This is a genomic window from Stenotrophomonas maltophilia group sp. msm1 (assembly GCF_032025805.1).
Lineage (GTDB): Bacteria > Pseudomonadota > Gammaproteobacteria > Xanthomonadales > Xanthomonadaceae > Stenotrophomonas > Stenotrophomonas hibiscicola.
In genome coordinates this window covers 1373186-1386668 of sequence record NZ_JAVSKH010000001.1, presented here as the reverse complement: position 1 = coordinate 1386668, position 13483 = coordinate 1373186, and the positions used below count along the sequence as shown (strand labels likewise).

Below are 13483 nucleotides of genomic sequence, written 5' to 3'. Positions count from 1 at the left end.
TGGGCCCCGGCCGTGGCTGGCGGGGCCAGGGCTGTGGGCGCCCACCGGGGGGCCCCCCCCCCCCGTGGGGGGGGGGGGGCCCCCCCCGGGGGGGGGGGGGGGGGGGGGGGGCGCCCCGCGGGCGGGGGGGGGGGGGGGCCCCCCGGCCCCCTACCCATTACAGAGTGACCGTCTCCACCACTTCCAGGCCGTACCCGGCCAGGCCGACCTGGCGGCGGGGAGTGCCCAGCACGCGCAGCTTGCCCAGGCCCAGGTCGGACAGGATCTGCGCGCCGGCACCGTTGCGGCGCCACTGGCCCACATCCTTGTCCTTGCCCGGCACCACCGGCGCCGGCTGCTGGCGCAGGCGGGCCAGCAGGGCTTCGCCATCGCGCGGGGCCGACAGCACCACCATCACGCCGGCGCCTTCGGCATCGATCGCACGCAAGGCATCGGTGGCCGCCACGCCGAAGTCGTCACGGCGCCAGTGCAGCAGGTCGGCCAGCGGGTTTTCCACCTGCACACGTACCAGGGTCGGGGTGTCCGCGTCCGGGGTGCCGCGGACCAGAGCGAAATGCAGGTCGTGGGCGATGCGGTCACGGTAGGTCACCAGCTTGAACGGGCCGAACTCGGTCTCGATCTCGCGCTCATCCACGCGTTCCACGGTCTTTTCGGTGGCCAGGCGGTAGGCGATCAGATCGGCGATGGAGCCCATCTTCAGGCCGTGCTTGCGGGCGAACACTTCCAGTTCCGGGCGGCGCGCCATGCTGCCATCCGGGTTCAGGATCTCCACCAGCACGCCGGCCGGTTCCAGCCCGGCCAGCATGGCCAGGTCCACGCCGGCTTCGGTATGGCCGGCGCGGGTCAGCACGCCGCCCGGCTGGGCGATCAGCGGGAAGATGTGGCCCGGCTGGTGCAGGTCCGACGGCTTGGCATTGGGCTTCACCGCGGTGCGGATGGTATGCGCGCGGTCATGCGCCGAAATGCCGGTGGTGACGCCCTCGGCAGCCTCGATGCTGACCGTGAAGTTGGTCTGGAACTGGGCGGTATTCGCCTGCACCATCGGCGCCAGGCCGAGGTCGGCGGCGCGGGTGCGGGTCAGCGGCAGGCACACCAGGCCACGGCCGTGGGTGACCATGAAGTTGATGTCCGACGGCTTGACCAGCTCGGCGGCCATGATCAGGTCGCCTTCGTTCTCGCGGTCTTCGTCATCGACGATGACCACCATGCGGCCCTGGCGGATGTCTTCCAGGATTTCCGGGATCGGGGCGAAATTCATGCGACGTCTCCCTGGGGGTGCTGACCGTTGGTCGGCACGCCGATCAGCCGCTCCACGTAACGGGCGACCAGATCGATTTCCAGATTGACAGCGTTGCCCACGCCGGTGGCGGAGAAGGCGGTGTTGGCTACCGTGTGGGGGATCAGGGCGACTTCAAAACCCTCATCGTCCACTTCGTTGACGGTGAGGCTGACGCCGTCCACGCAGATCGAGCCCTTCCTGGCGATGTAGCGGCGCAGCGAGGCCGGCGCGGCGAATCGCCAACGCTGGGCACGCGCGTCTTCGTGGATGGACAGGACCTGGCCAAGGCCGTCGACGTGGCCGCTGACCAGATGGCCGCCGAGGCGGTCGGTCGGCCGCATGGCGCGCTCCAGGTTGATGACCGCCCCTTCGCCCAGCTGGCCCAGCGTGGTCAGGCCCAGGGTTTCGGTGGAGGCATCGGCCTGGAAGCTGCTGGCGTCGAATGCGATGACGGTGAGGCAGACGCCGTTGATGGCAATGCTCTCGCCCATCTGCACGTTGTCGAACGGCAGGTTTCCGACATTGAAGGTGAAGCGGACATCGCCGCCGATGGATTCGCGTGCGGCCAGACGGCCGACGCCTTCGATGATTCCAGTAAACAAGAAACGTTCTCCGCGAAAAGTGAGCGAAAAACGCCGCAAGGCAAACAGGCGGGCGCAGGGCCGCGAAGGCCCTGTGGCACCGTCTTCTTTCATCCGGACTATGACCGTCGGCTCCGGCATTGGACCGGATCTGCTGACCCCCGGCCGTGGGCCGGAGCGCTCGCGGGCTCGTGCTTGCGCACCTACCGCCGGTGGGGAGTTGCACCCCGCCCTGAAGACGTTTGTGTACCGGCGAACCGGCGTGGCCAGTGTACCAGCCCGGGCTGAACGGGGCTGGATGCCACAGCTGTGACGGCCGTCGCTCGCAATTTGTAAAACTTTCATTAAAATTCGCAGCGGACGACATGAGGTCGCCCACGGGTAGCCGAGAGGGCTGGCCCGCCAATGGACTGAAATTCACAGGAATTCCCATGCGCAAGATGCTGATCGTGGCCGCCCTGCTGGCCGCTGCCCCGTTCTCGGCCTCGGCCGACGCCCTCAGCTACACCTACGTCGAAGGCGGTTGGACGCAGGTCAAGGTTGACGACAACGCACTGGACGACCCGAAGGTCGACGGCGGCTACCTGCGTGGTTCCGTGGCGATCGCCGAACAGGTCCATGTGTTCGGTGGTTGGACCTACGCCAGCAAGTCGTACAACTACGACTACGGCTCCTACAAGCTGAAGCTGAACCAGCCGGAGCTGGGCATCGGCTACCACATGCCGTGGACCGACCGCGTCGACTTTACCGCTGACGCCGCCTGGGTCCGCCAGCAGGCCGAAATCACCGTCAACTCCGATTTCTACGGTCGCCTGCGCAACAAGGACCACACCAACCTGGGCCGCGTCACCATGGGCATCCGTGGCAAGCCGTCGCGCATGACCGAAGGTTGGGTCAAGGCCGGTTACATGGACGGCGGCAACAACTTCAAGGGCACCTGGGTCGGCACCGTCGGCGGCCAGATCAACTTCACCAAGACCTGGGGTCTGGTGGGCGAGATCTCCGGCTACCGCGACGTCACCCAGTACTCGGCCGGCGTCCGCGCCAGCTTCTGATCCAACGATCGCTCCTCGTCGTGCGATCGAACGGGCCCCGCAAGGGGCCCGTTTTTTGTCCGCTGCACACCGTCACCTGGCTGCATCGCGCCGTCGAAAGTGTGGGTAGATGCGCTAGGCTTGCGCGCCTCTGGAACAGTAAAACACCGTCATGAAGACCCCCACCCGTACCCTTCTGGCCAGCGTGCTGCTGTGCGCCCCGCTGATTGCCAGCGCTGCACCGGCCCAACTGGCACCCGAGCAGGCCTTCGACCTGTATGCGCGCGTGCTGCTGGAGGACGATGCCACCGCCACGCGCACGCTCAACGACGCACTGAAGCCGGCGTTCGAGGGCCAGGACGCGGTGACCCCCAACCCGGGTGCGCTGGCCAAGGCATTGGCCGAACCGTGGCAGGTCGTGCTTGCCAGCACCGGCGCCAAGGCCGACGCGGCCGCCACCGAAGCGCTGTATGCCAAGGCCCTGCGTGATTCGAAGTGCCGCGCGACCAAGAGCGTGATCGAAGACAACGAATACGTTGAAGACCAGAAGCTGGCGCGGATCACCTACAGCTGCCAGCTGCCCGACCTGGGCAAGGTCCGCCCGCTGTTCGCCGCCAGCCTGGCCGACGATGCCAGCCCGGCCTCGCGCAAGCAGTTCACCGATGCCTATGCCCAGGCACTGCAGAGTGGCGCACGCGTGCCGGTCAGCGGCACCTTCACCCTGTACCCGGCCAAGGACAACGGCTACTGGTACAGCGGCAACTTCGATGACCTGGTGGGCACCGTAGCCGGTGCGCTGGCACCGTTCGAGGACTGGATACAGGACGCGCAGGCGGCCAACGCGCCAAAAGTGACCGGCGTACCCGGCTGCGACCTGCTGCTGCAGCAGCACCGCGCCTGCGTGGCGAAGATCGCGCCCGACCAGATCAGCGGCGTGGACGCGATGGCCGAGGAACTGAAGGCCAAGGCGCAGGTGAAGTCAGCCGATGAGATGACGCAGGAGTGCAAGGCGCTGCGCCCGATCGCCGAGATGATGTGGACCGACGAATGCGCATAAGCGCGAGCTAGAGCCGGGTCCACGCCAGGCTGCTCGTTACCTGCGGCAACGGCGAGCGCACTTTCAGAACCGTTGCATGGCCCTGAGCGACCTGCATGGTCAATGCTGTTGCCCTCTTCCACCGGGGGCAACCGCATGAAACACCGTATGACGTCGACCGCGATCATGGTGCTGGCGCTGATGGCGTCCTGGCAGGCCGAGGCGTCCAGGTTCAAAGCCACGAAGATCATCGTCGTCCAACCCTCGGTCGCCTTCGAGTCAACGCAGCTGAGCGACAGGCACCTGGATGCGTGGATGAGCGAGGATGATCACTGCCGCGACTTCCTGATGTACCACGATCAATGTGCCGTGCTGGTACTGCCGGATGAGTACGACGACGGTTTTACGCGTCGCCGGTTGCGGTTCAAGGCGAGGCAACTGCCGGGCGAGGCGCTCGGCGCGTACTGCCGCGACCTGCATGTGCTGTGGAAGCAGCAGTGGAAGGGCCAGTGCCCGGTCGGCGAAGAAGACGACGAAGCGGCCTGACGCCATGGGCGTAGCCCCTGCTCTGCGTCATTCCTTCATGGGCGCAGCAGCAGCCTGTTGTCCTCGCCGACCTGGCGCTGGTCAACCACGCGCAGGCGACGCTGCTGGTCCATGGCATCAATGCCGAGGCCAGCCAGCAGCGGGCGTCCGTTGTCGCCCAGCAGCGTGGGGGCCTGATAAAGCAGAAGCTCATCGACCCAGCCGCCGCGCAGCAGCGCACCGGCCAGCGTGGCGCCGGCTTCGGTGTGCACTTCGTTGATGCCGCGCTCGGCCAACAACGCCAGCACCGCGCCCAGATCCAACCGCCCCTCTGCGCTGGGCACGCTGGCGAATTCGGCGTCGGCCGCATCCGGCGCGCTCACCGCCGCATCGTGCAGGTACAGCGTCGGGGCCCCGCCTTCGCGCACGCGGCTGCATTCGAGCGAACGCAGGCGCGAATCGAGCACCACGCGCAGTGGCGGCATCACCTCGGTATCGGCCAGGCGCACGGTCAGCATCGGGTCGTCGGCAATCACGGTATCGGCGCCGGTCAGGATTGCACCCGCACGTGCGCGCCAGTGCTGCACGTCTTCGCGCGCGGCCGGCCCGGTAATCCACTTGGAGCTGCCATCAGCCATCGCGGTGCGGCCATCCAAGCTGACGGCCAGCTTCACCCGCAGCCACGGGCGGTTGCGCTCCACGCGCGACAGGTAACCCTTGTTGAGCTCGCGCGCCTGTGCCGCCATCAGCCCTTCGACAACTTCGATGCCGGCATTGCGCAGCAGATCGAAGCCACCGCCATCGACCTTGGGGAACGGATCGCGCATCGCCGCGACCACACGCGACACGCCCCCTTCGATCAGTGCCAGCGCACACGGTGGCGTGCGCCCGTAGTGCGCGCAGGGTTCCAGGGTGACGTAGGCGGTGGCGCCACGGGCGTCGCTGCCGGCCTCGCGCAGCGCGAACACTTCAGCATGCGGGCCACCGGCGCGCTGGTGCCAGCCCTGCCCGACCACGCGTTCGCCATGGGCGATGACGCAGCCGACCATAGGATTGGGACGGGTGGTATAGGCAGCGCGCTCGGCCAGGCGCAGCGCGTTGGCCATGTGCAGGTGGTCGAGGGCGGAGAAAGGGGTGGTCATGCGGCCATGGTAACGCCGCCGGTGTGGATCCATGCCGTCAGTGCCAACCAACGGTTGGCACCCACCAGTGAATGCGGCCACCGGTGCCCCCCAAGGTTGGCACCCCCAAGGCAGAGGCAGTCAGCCTTTCTTTTTCTTGGTCAGGGCAATCACATCGCCCAGCAGCTGCAGCTGTTCGGTACTGGCCGGCAGCTCGCGCTCGAGCTTCTCGATCTCCTCGCGGAAATCGGCCACGTCCTCGAAGCTGCGGTACACCGAAGCGAAGCGCACGTAGCCCACGTGGTCGAGCTTGCGCAGTTCGTTCATGACGAACTCGCCCACCTTGATCGAGGGCACTTCGCGCTCGCCGCTGATACGCAGCTGGTGCACCACCGCACGTACCGCTGCTTCGATCTTTTCTTCGGGCACCGCGCGCTTCTGCAGCGCGCGATCGAACCCCGCGCGGACCTTGCGCTGGTCGAACGCTTCACGGGTGCCATCGCTCTTGACGATGGCCGGCAGCTTCAGCTCGACCGTTTCCAGGGTGCTGAAGCGCTCGCCGCAGGCTTCGCATTCCCGCCGACGGCGAATCGTCGCGCCGTCTTCAGAGACGCGCGAGTCGATGACCCGGGTATCGGCATGTTGGCAGAAGGGGCAATGCATGGAACGCCTGGCTCAGGGAGCAATTGCCACGGTCATGGCAGCGTCGCAAAGGTACCTGAGAAAGGGCGCCGCAGCAAATGCTGCCTGCGCGGAAGCGCCTGCATTCTGGCTACCCAGCGTGTCCGGCGAGTTCGGATGCCCGGCTCAACCGGGTGCGGGTGGCGGCGATGCCATGCGTGCCCAGCGCAGCCACGCCAAGTGCCCGGACATCACCAGCAGCGGCGGGCCAAACCCGAGAAAGCCCAATGTCGAGATCTCGCCATTGCTGATCGTGGAGTACAGCGTGGCGACGACCACGCCCGAAGCGGCCAAGCCACCCAACGCCAGGCCGACCCAGGCCATGACCGGTGATTGGCGAAGGCCGGCAACACCGCGCCACAGGAACAGCCCGCTCAGCCACAGCCACGACAGCAGGCCGATGATGCCGGCCGACGACCACAGCAGCAACAGCGTGTACTCGTCGCCCGTCAGGTACTTGCCGTCCCATACGGCCATCAGCCCCAGCACGGCACCCGTGCCGCCTGCCGCCACGGTGGGCAGGCCCACCAGCAGGCCGGCAATGGCCATCCCGCGCTTGTGCAGGCGCTCATCCATGCGTTCGATGTCCTTCCATGGCCGCGTCATGCCCGGCGCTTGATCCACACCAGCATCGCAGCCGGCACCAGCATCGACGGGCCCAACAGCAGCAGGGCGATGCCTTCGGCGTGGACGGTGATGCTCCACCACAGCGCCAGCCCCAGTGGGGGCACAGCGGCTAGACCGCCCGCCAGCAGCATCCACCACCAGAGACGGTGCGCGTACAGCCCGGCACGCCCCTGCATCAGGAAACCTGCGCTGAGCCACAACCAGGCCAGGCAGCCGGCAATGCCGGCCAGGCCCCACAGCGGCATCACCGTCACCGAGGCCAGCGTGCCATGGCCGAACTGGCCCAGCCCCGTCAGCAGCAGCATCAATGCGGCAAAGCCGCCGGCCACCAGGCTGGGCAGGCCGAACAGCACGGCCAGGGTGGCGTACAGGTATTTGAGGCGGCGCTCATCCATGCGCGATCGCTGCAATGCCGGGGTCAGAGCCCTTCCCTGCGGGAAGGGGTCCGACCCCAACCCGATCAGCCGTAGACCGGGTACTTGCGGCACTGCGCGCTGACGGCGTCGCGCACGCGGGCGATGACGGCGTCATCGTTCGGTGCGTCGAGCACGTCGGCAATCCAGTTGGCCAGGTCCACGCAGTCCTGCTCGACGTAACCACGGGTGGTCACCGCCGGGGTGCCCAGGCGCAGGCCCGAGGTCACGAACGGCGAACGCGGGTCGTTCGGCACCGAGTTCTTGTTGACGGTGATGTGAGCCTTGCCCAGCGCGGCTTCCGCGTCCTTGCCGGACACGTCCTTGCCGATCATGTCCACCAGCATGAGGTGGTTCTGGGTGCCGCCGGAGACGATCTTGTAGCCGCGCGCGATCAGCGTGTTGGCCATCGCCTGGGCGTTCTTCACCACCTGCTGCTGGTAGGTCCTGAAGGCCGGTTCCAGCGCCTCCTTGAAGGCCACGGCCTTGCCGGCGATGACGTGCATGAGCGGACCGCCCTGGATGCCCGGGAACACGATCGACTGCAGCTTCTTGACCAGGTCTTCGTCGGCGCCCTTGGCGATGATGATGCCGCCACGCGGGCCGCGCAGGGTCTTGTGGGTGGTGGAGGTCACCACGTGGGCGTGCTCGAGCGGGCTCGGGTAGACGCCAGCGGCGACAAGGCCGGCCACGTGGGCCATGTCGACGAACAGGTAGGCACCGACCTTGTCGGCGATGGCGCGGAAGCGCGCCCAGTCGATCACCTGCGAATAGGCCGAGAAGCCGGCAACGACCATCTTCGGCTTGTGCTCCAGGGCCAGGCGCTCGACTTCGTCGTAATCGATCAGGCCCTGGTCGTTCACGCCGTACTGCACGGCGTTGAACAGCTTGCCCGAGGCATTCACCTTGGCACCGTGGGTGAGGTGGCCGCCGTGGGCCAGGCTCATGCCGAGGATGGTGTCACCCGGCTGCAGCAGGGCGAAGTACACGGCCTGGTTGGCCTGCGAGCCGCTGTGCGGCTGCACGTTGGCGTAGTCGGCACCAAACAGCTGCTTGAGGCGGTCGATCGCCAGCTGCTCGGCAATGTCCACGTATTCGCAGCCGCCGTAGTAGCGCTTGCCCGGGTAGCCTTCGGCGTACTTGTTGGTCAGCTGGCTGCCCTGGGCTTCCATCACCGCCGGGCTGGTGTAGTTCTCGCTGGCGATCAGCTCGACGTGGTCTTCCTGGCGCTGGGTTTCAGCGGCAATGGCCTTGGCCAGTTCGGGATCGTAGGATTCGATGCGGACGTCACGCGGGAACATCGGGTACTCCAGCAGGCAGGGAAAGGGGTACGGCTCAGCCCCTGATTGTAGCCCCGCACCGGCCCGCCGGGGCCGAAAAGGACGGGGCCGGCACTCCCGAAGGAATCCGGCCCCGTGCATGCCAGTGGATCCACGCCATGCGTGGACGTGGCCGCCGGCTCAGCGGCTGTTGATGATGTAGTCGGCGATGATGCCGGTTGCCACAGCCACCAGCAGCATGTTGCCGCGGTCGTCGCGGATCCAGTGGTGCCCATGCGGAGGGCGGCGCAGGTGGTAGCGCGGGTAGTCGTTCACCACGTAGATCGGGCCACGGTAGTAGTCGCGGTAGCGGTGGCCGACCTTCCAGCCGTAGCCCGGGCCATAGGCCGGTCGATAGACCACGCGCGGCGGCGGTGCCGGGCGGTAGTAGCGGTCATGGTCGCGGTGCCAGTCGCGGCGGTCGCGTTCCCAGTCACGGCGGTCCTGTCGCCACTCGCGGCGGTCCTCGCGCCACTCGCGGCGGTCGTGGCCGCGGCGGTGGTCGTTGTCGGCAAAGGCGGGAGCCACGGCACCGAGCGCCAGCACAGAGGCCACGGCGCTGGCCATTACTCGATTGATGCGCATGTCAGACCTCTGTTTGGGTGGTGGTGAGCCCATATTGCGCAACCGATCTGAACCGTTTCCGGCTGGAAACGCTTCCCGCTGCAGGACTGTGACGGAGTATTCAGGCCACGGCCAGCCGGCGCCCCTGCGCCGGGCGCGGCCCGGAACCGGTTCCGGCTATAATTGGCGGTATTCCATTCCAGTCTGTGCCCGCTGCCGCAACGGGATGTTCCCGTGACGGGTCGGGTGCAGGGCCGCGCCTACGGAGACCTCATGTCGTCGCAATACATCTACACCATGAACCGCGTGTCCAAGGTGGTCCCGCCCAAGCGGCAGATCATCAAGGACATCTCGCTGTCCTTCTTCCCGGGTGCCAAGATCGGCCTGCTGGGCCTGAACGGCGCCGGCAAGTCCACCGTGCTGAAGATCATGGCCGGCGTGGACACCGATTTCGAGGGCGAGGCCCGCCCGCAGCCGGGCATCAAGGTCGGCTACCTGGCGCAGGAACCGGAACTGGACCCGAACAAGACCGTGCGCGAGTCGGTCGAGGAAGGCGTGGGCGAAGTGCTGCAGGCGCAGGCTGCGCTGGAAGCGGTGTATGCCGCCTACGCCGAGGAAGGTGCCGACTTCGACGCGCTGGCCAAGGAGCAGGAGCGCCTGGAGGCGATCCTGGCCGCCGGTGATGCGCATACCCTGGAAAACCAGCTGGACGTGGCCGCCGATGCGCTCCGCCTGCCGCCGTGGGATGCCAAGATCGCCAACCTGTCCGGTGGTGAAAAGCGCCGCGTGGCGCTGTGCCGCCTGCTGCTGCAGAAGCCGGACATGCTGCTGCTGGACGAACCGACCAACCACCTCGACGCCGAGTCGGTGGAATGGCTGGAACAGTTCCTGGCGCGCTACACCGGCACCGTGGTGGCCGTTACCCACGATCGCTACTTCCTGGACAACGCCGCCGAGTGGATCCTGGAACTGGACCGCGGCCGCGGCATTCCGTGGAAGGGCAACTACACCGAATGGCTGGTGCAGAAGGATGAGCGCCTGAAGCAGGAAGAAAACCAGGAGAAGGCCCGCCAGAAGGCGATCCAGAAGGAACTGGAGTGGTCGCGCCAGAACGCCAAGGGCGGCCGTTCCAAGGGCAAGGCCCGTCTGGCCCGCCTGGAAGAGCTGCAGTCGCAGGATTACCAGAAGCGCAACGAGACCAACGAAATCTTCATTCCGCCGGGCGAGCGCCTGGGCAACATGGTGATGGAGTTCAAGAACGTCTCCAAGAAGTTCGGCGACCGCCTGCTGATCGACAACCTCTCGATGCTGATTCCGCCGGGCGCGATCGTCGGCATCATCGGCCCGAACGGCGCCGGCAAGTCGACCCTGTTCAAGATGATCACCGGCCAGGAAAAGCCGGATTCGGGCGAGATCGTGATCGGCCCGACCGTGCAGCTGTCCTACGTGGACCAGAGCCGCGACAAGCTGGAAGGCAACCACAACGTCTTCCAGGAAATCGCCGGCGGCCTGGACATCCTCAACATCAACGGCATCGAGATCCAGTCGCGCGCCTACATCGGCCGCTTCAACTTCAAGGGCCAGGACCAGCAGAAGATGGTCGGTTCGCTGTCCGGTGGTGAGCGTGGCCGCCTGCACATGGCCAAGACCCTGCTGCAGGGTGGCAATGTGCTGCTGCTGGACGAACCGTCCAACGACCTGGACATCGAAACGCTGCGTGCGCTGGAAGATGCGCTGCTGGAGTTCCCGGGCAACACCTTCGTGATTTCGCACGATCGCTGGTTCCTGGACCGCATCGCCACGCACATCATCGCTTTCGAAGGCGACTCGCACGTGGAGTTCTTCCAGGGCAACTACCGCGAGTACGAGGAAGACAAGAAGCGCCGCATGGGCGACGACGCTGCGCCGAAGCGCCTGCGCTTCAAGGCGCTGAAGTAAGCCCCGCCGCAGAAAACGAAAGGCCGCGCTCGCGCGGCCTTTCGTCTTTCAGGCGTTCCTGACGCCCGCTTTCCGGGCGTTTTCGCTGGCCGCGATTCAACCGTTGATGAACGCGGGCGCCTCAAGCGGGCTTGAATCCCTGTCGTAATCGGACTTTGCAATTCGTTGTATGTTTCCGCGCGCCCACATCGGTTTTCCTACGCCCCGATTCATCCCCCAACGTAGGAAATTCCAATGAAAGCACTGATCATCACCACGGCAGCCGTGATGCTGTCGGGCACGGCCACGGCCGCGACCACCGACTGGGACGGCTTCTACCTGGGTGCCCAGGCCTCGCATGGCGAGGGGCACAGCAAGGACCGCAGCAATGCCAACGCCTCGGAAAAGAGCGTGCGCGGCTTCACCGGCGGCGTGCAGGGCGGCCGTCGCTGGCAGTTCGACAACAGCATCGTGGTCGGCGTTGAAGGCACGCTGTCGTTCGGCAACGTCACCCGTGACTGGAAGGATCGCGAACAGCACCAGTACAGCCCGTACTACGGCGAAGACGCGCTGACCCGTTCGGGCACCCTCGATGTAACGCTGGGCCGTGCGATGGGCCGCTGGCTGCCTTATGTCGGCGCGGGCGTGACCGTGGCCCAGCAGGAATTCACGCTGGGCTGCGACAAGTCGCTGGTGGAGGCCACCAACGGCTGCCGCGTGGCCGAGTTCGAGACCCGCGCCTCGCACCTTTCCACCGGCGCCCACGCCACCGCAGGCGTGCTGTACCGCTTCAACGAGCGCCTCTCGGCCGGTGCCGAATACCGCTACACCCACCTGGGTTCCAGCCCGGTGACCCTGGAAGACCCCAACTACCCCGCTGCGGCGCGTCGCAGCTTCCATACCGACTACAGCAGCGTTACGCTGAAGTTGAACTACCACTTCTAACCGCCTGGCGACGTACCCGCAGGTCCCCCGGGGCGGCAGGGCGCGCAGGCATGAGAGATCTGCGATGTCCCTGTTCGAGCGCCTGTTCCAGCTGCAGCAGCACGGCACCACCGTGCGCACCGAGCTGCTGGCCGGTGTCACCACCTTCCTGACGATGTCCTACATCGTCTTCGTGAACCCCGAGATCCTCGGCACCACCGGCATGGACGCCGGCGCGGTGTTCGTGGCCACCTGCCTGGCTGCTGCACTGGGTTCGGCGGTGATGGCGCTGGCCGCCAACTTCCCGGTCGGCATGGCACCGGGCATGGGCCTGAACGCGTTCTTCGCCTTCACCGTGGTTGGTGCTGCCGGCCTGCCGTGGCAGCAGGCGCTGGCGGCGGTGTTCATCTCCGGCCTGGTGTTCCTGGTGCTGTCACTGACCGGCGTTCGGGCATGGCTGGTATCGGGCATTCCTTCGTCGCTGCGCTCGGCCATCGTGGCCGGCATCGGCCTGTTCCTGGCGATCATCGCGCTGCAGAAATCCGGCGTGATTGTCGGCAATGAAGATACGCTGGTGGCACTGGGACCGTTGAACACGGCGCCGCCGCTGCTGGCACTGGCCGGCTTCCTGCTGATCGCGGTGCTGGAAGTGCGCCGCGTGCGTGGTGCGATCCTGATCGGCATCCTGGCGGTGACCGGCGCCGGCTGGGCATTGGGCGATGTGCAGTACCAGGGCCTGGTTTCGCTGCCGCCGAGCCTGGCGCCGACCTTCCTGCAGCTGGACCTGCCGGGCCTGCTGCACCATGACGGTGGTGCGCCGATCGCCGTATTGCTGCAGGTGGTGCTGGTGTTCGTGCTGGTGGAAGTGTTCGATGCCACCGGCACGTTGTACGGCGTGGTCGGTCGCGCCGGCCTGCTGAAGCTGCCCGGCGCGCAGAAGCGTTTCGGCCGCGCGCTGCTGGCCGACAGCACCGCCATCGTGGCCGGTTCGGTGCTCGGCACCAGCAGCACCACGGCCTTTGCCGAAAGCGCCTCGGGCGTGCAGGTGGGCGGCCGCACCGGCCTGACCGCATTGGTTGTGTCGGCACTGTTCCTGGCCGCGCTGCTGTTCTCGCCGCTGGCGTCGATGGTGCCCAGCTATGCCACCGCACCGGCGCTGCTGTTCGTGGCCGGCCTGATGCTGCGCGAACTGGTGGAGGTGGACTGGAGCGACCTGACCGAATCGGTGCCGGCCGCGCTGTGTGCGCTGGCAATGCCGTTCACCTACTCCATTGCCAACGGCCTGGCCTTCGGCTTCATCGCCTATGCCGCGCTCAAGGCGGGCACCGGCCGCTGGCGCGAAGTGCATCCGGCGGTGTGGCTGGTGGCGGTGCTGTTCACCCTGCGCTACGCGCTGGAATGATGCCTGGCTGAGGGTCGGTCGGAGCCCACTGCGCTGCGTAGGTACCTGACCCCGCAGCGC

At 66.8% G+C, this 13483-nt stretch carries 14 protein-coding genes and 1 riboswitch; of the genes, 6 read left to right on the top strand and 8 right to left on the bottom strand.

All coding sequences use genetic code 11. From position 1 onward, the window contains the following. Nucleotides 1-157 precede the first annotated feature (157 nt). Nucleotides 158-1258, bottom strand: coding sequence for a 3,4-dihydroxy-2-butanone-4-phosphate synthase (gene ribB / locus ROV95_RS06125; RefSeq protein ID WP_058980442.1), 1101 nt, complete (start codon nt 1256-1258; stop codon nt 158-160). Continuing rightward, complete coding sequence (locus ROV95_RS06120) at nt 1255-1881, bottom strand: riboflavin synthase (protein ID WP_312543505.1); 627 nt, start codon at nt 1879-1881, stop codon at nt 1255-1257. The genes ribB and ROV95_RS06120 overlap by 4 nt, the downstream gene beginning before the upstream one ends. Nucleotides 1882-1958: 77 nt before the next feature. Beyond that, nucleotides 1959-2104, bottom strand: a riboswitch (FMN riboswitch). Nucleotides 2105-2291: 187 nt separating this feature from the next. On the opposite strand from ROV95_RS06120, the gene ROV95_RS06115 reads away from it, so the two are divergent. The 3 genes from ROV95_RS06115 to ROV95_RS06105 all read left to right on the top strand — a co-directional run bounded on the left by ROV95_RS06115 (nt 2292) and on the right by ROV95_RS06105 (nt 4476). Continuing rightward, nucleotides 2292-2915, top strand: coding sequence for a hypothetical protein (locus ROV95_RS06115; protein WP_058980443.1), 624 nt, complete (start codon nt 2292-2294; stop codon nt 2913-2915). A 151-nt stretch (nt 2916-3066) separates the two neighbouring features. Beyond that, on the top strand, nt 3067-3951 hold the full coding sequence (locus tag ROV95_RS06110) for a hypothetical protein (RefSeq protein ID WP_058980444.1): 885 nt from the start codon (nt 3067-3069) through the stop codon (nt 3949-3951). A 102-nt stretch (nt 3952-4053) separates the two neighbouring features. Next, the gene (locus tag ROV95_RS06105) at nt 4054-4476 is read left to right on the top strand and encodes a hypothetical protein (RefSeq protein WP_312543503.1); all 423 of its coding nucleotides are present in this window, start codon (nt 4054-4056) and stop codon (nt 4474-4476) included. A 35-nt stretch (nt 4477-4511) separates the two neighbouring features. Here the strand turns inward: ROV95_RS06105 and ribD are convergent, their stop codons facing one another. The 6 genes from ribD to ROV95_RS06075 all read right to left on the bottom strand — a co-directional run bounded on the left by ribD (nt 4512) and on the right by ROV95_RS06075 (nt 9201). Further along, nucleotides 4512-5597: a bifunctional diaminohydroxyphosphoribosylaminopyrimidine deaminase/5-amino-6-(5-phosphoribosylamino)uracil reductase RibD gene (ribD, locus tag ROV95_RS06100; protein WP_312543501.1), complete on the bottom strand. Its 1086-nt coding sequence runs from the start codon at nt 5595-5597 to the stop codon at nt 4512-4514. Nucleotides 5598-5717: 120 nt separating this feature from the next. Then, complete coding sequence (nrdR, locus tag ROV95_RS06095; RefSeq protein ID WP_019661036.1) at nt 5718-6239, bottom strand: transcriptional regulator NrdR; 522 nt, start codon at nt 6237-6239, stop codon at nt 5718-5720. A 144-nt stretch (nt 6240-6383) separates the two neighbouring features. Then, nucleotides 6384-6833, bottom strand: a complete 450-nt coding sequence (locus tag ROV95_RS06090; protein WP_308304895.1) for a hypothetical protein — start codon at nt 6831-6833, stop codon at nt 6384-6386. Between the two features lie 26 nt (nt 6834-6859). Beyond that, nucleotides 6860-7279, bottom strand: coding sequence for a hypothetical protein (locus ROV95_RS06085; RefSeq protein ID WP_312543499.1), 420 nt, complete (start codon nt 7277-7279; stop codon nt 6860-6862). A gap of 65 nt (nt 7280-7344) precedes the next feature. Beyond that, on the bottom strand, nt 7345-8598 hold the full coding sequence (gene glyA, locus ROV95_RS06080) for a serine hydroxymethyltransferase (protein ID WP_019661033.1): 1254 nt from the start codon (nt 8596-8598) through the stop codon (nt 7345-7347). A 159-nt stretch (nt 8599-8757) separates the two neighbouring features. Next, nucleotides 8758-9201, bottom strand: coding sequence for an RcnB family protein (locus ROV95_RS06075; RefSeq protein WP_312543497.1), 444 nt, complete (start codon nt 9199-9201; stop codon nt 8758-8760). A gap of 252 nt (nt 9202-9453) precedes the next feature. Between ROV95_RS06075 and ettA the strand changes: the two genes are divergently transcribed. From ettA to ROV95_RS06060, 3 genes are all read left to right on the top strand, one after another. Further along, nucleotides 9454-11118, top strand: coding sequence for an energy-dependent translational throttle protein EttA (ettA, locus tag ROV95_RS06070; RefSeq protein ID WP_005415249.1), 1665 nt, complete (start codon nt 9454-9456; stop codon nt 11116-11118). Between the two features lie 234 nt (nt 11119-11352). After that, on the top strand, nt 11353-12042 hold the full coding sequence (locus ROV95_RS06065; protein WP_058980447.1) for an outer membrane beta-barrel protein: 690 nt from the start codon (nt 11353-11355) through the stop codon (nt 12040-12042). A 64-nt stretch (nt 12043-12106) separates the two neighbouring features. Continuing rightward, nucleotides 12107-13423 (top strand): NCS2 family permease, encoded by a 1317-nt coding sequence (locus ROV95_RS06060; RefSeq protein WP_312543494.1) that lies wholly within the window; start codon nt 12107-12109, stop codon nt 13421-13423. The last annotated feature ends 60 nt before the right edge of the window (nt 13424-13483 follow it).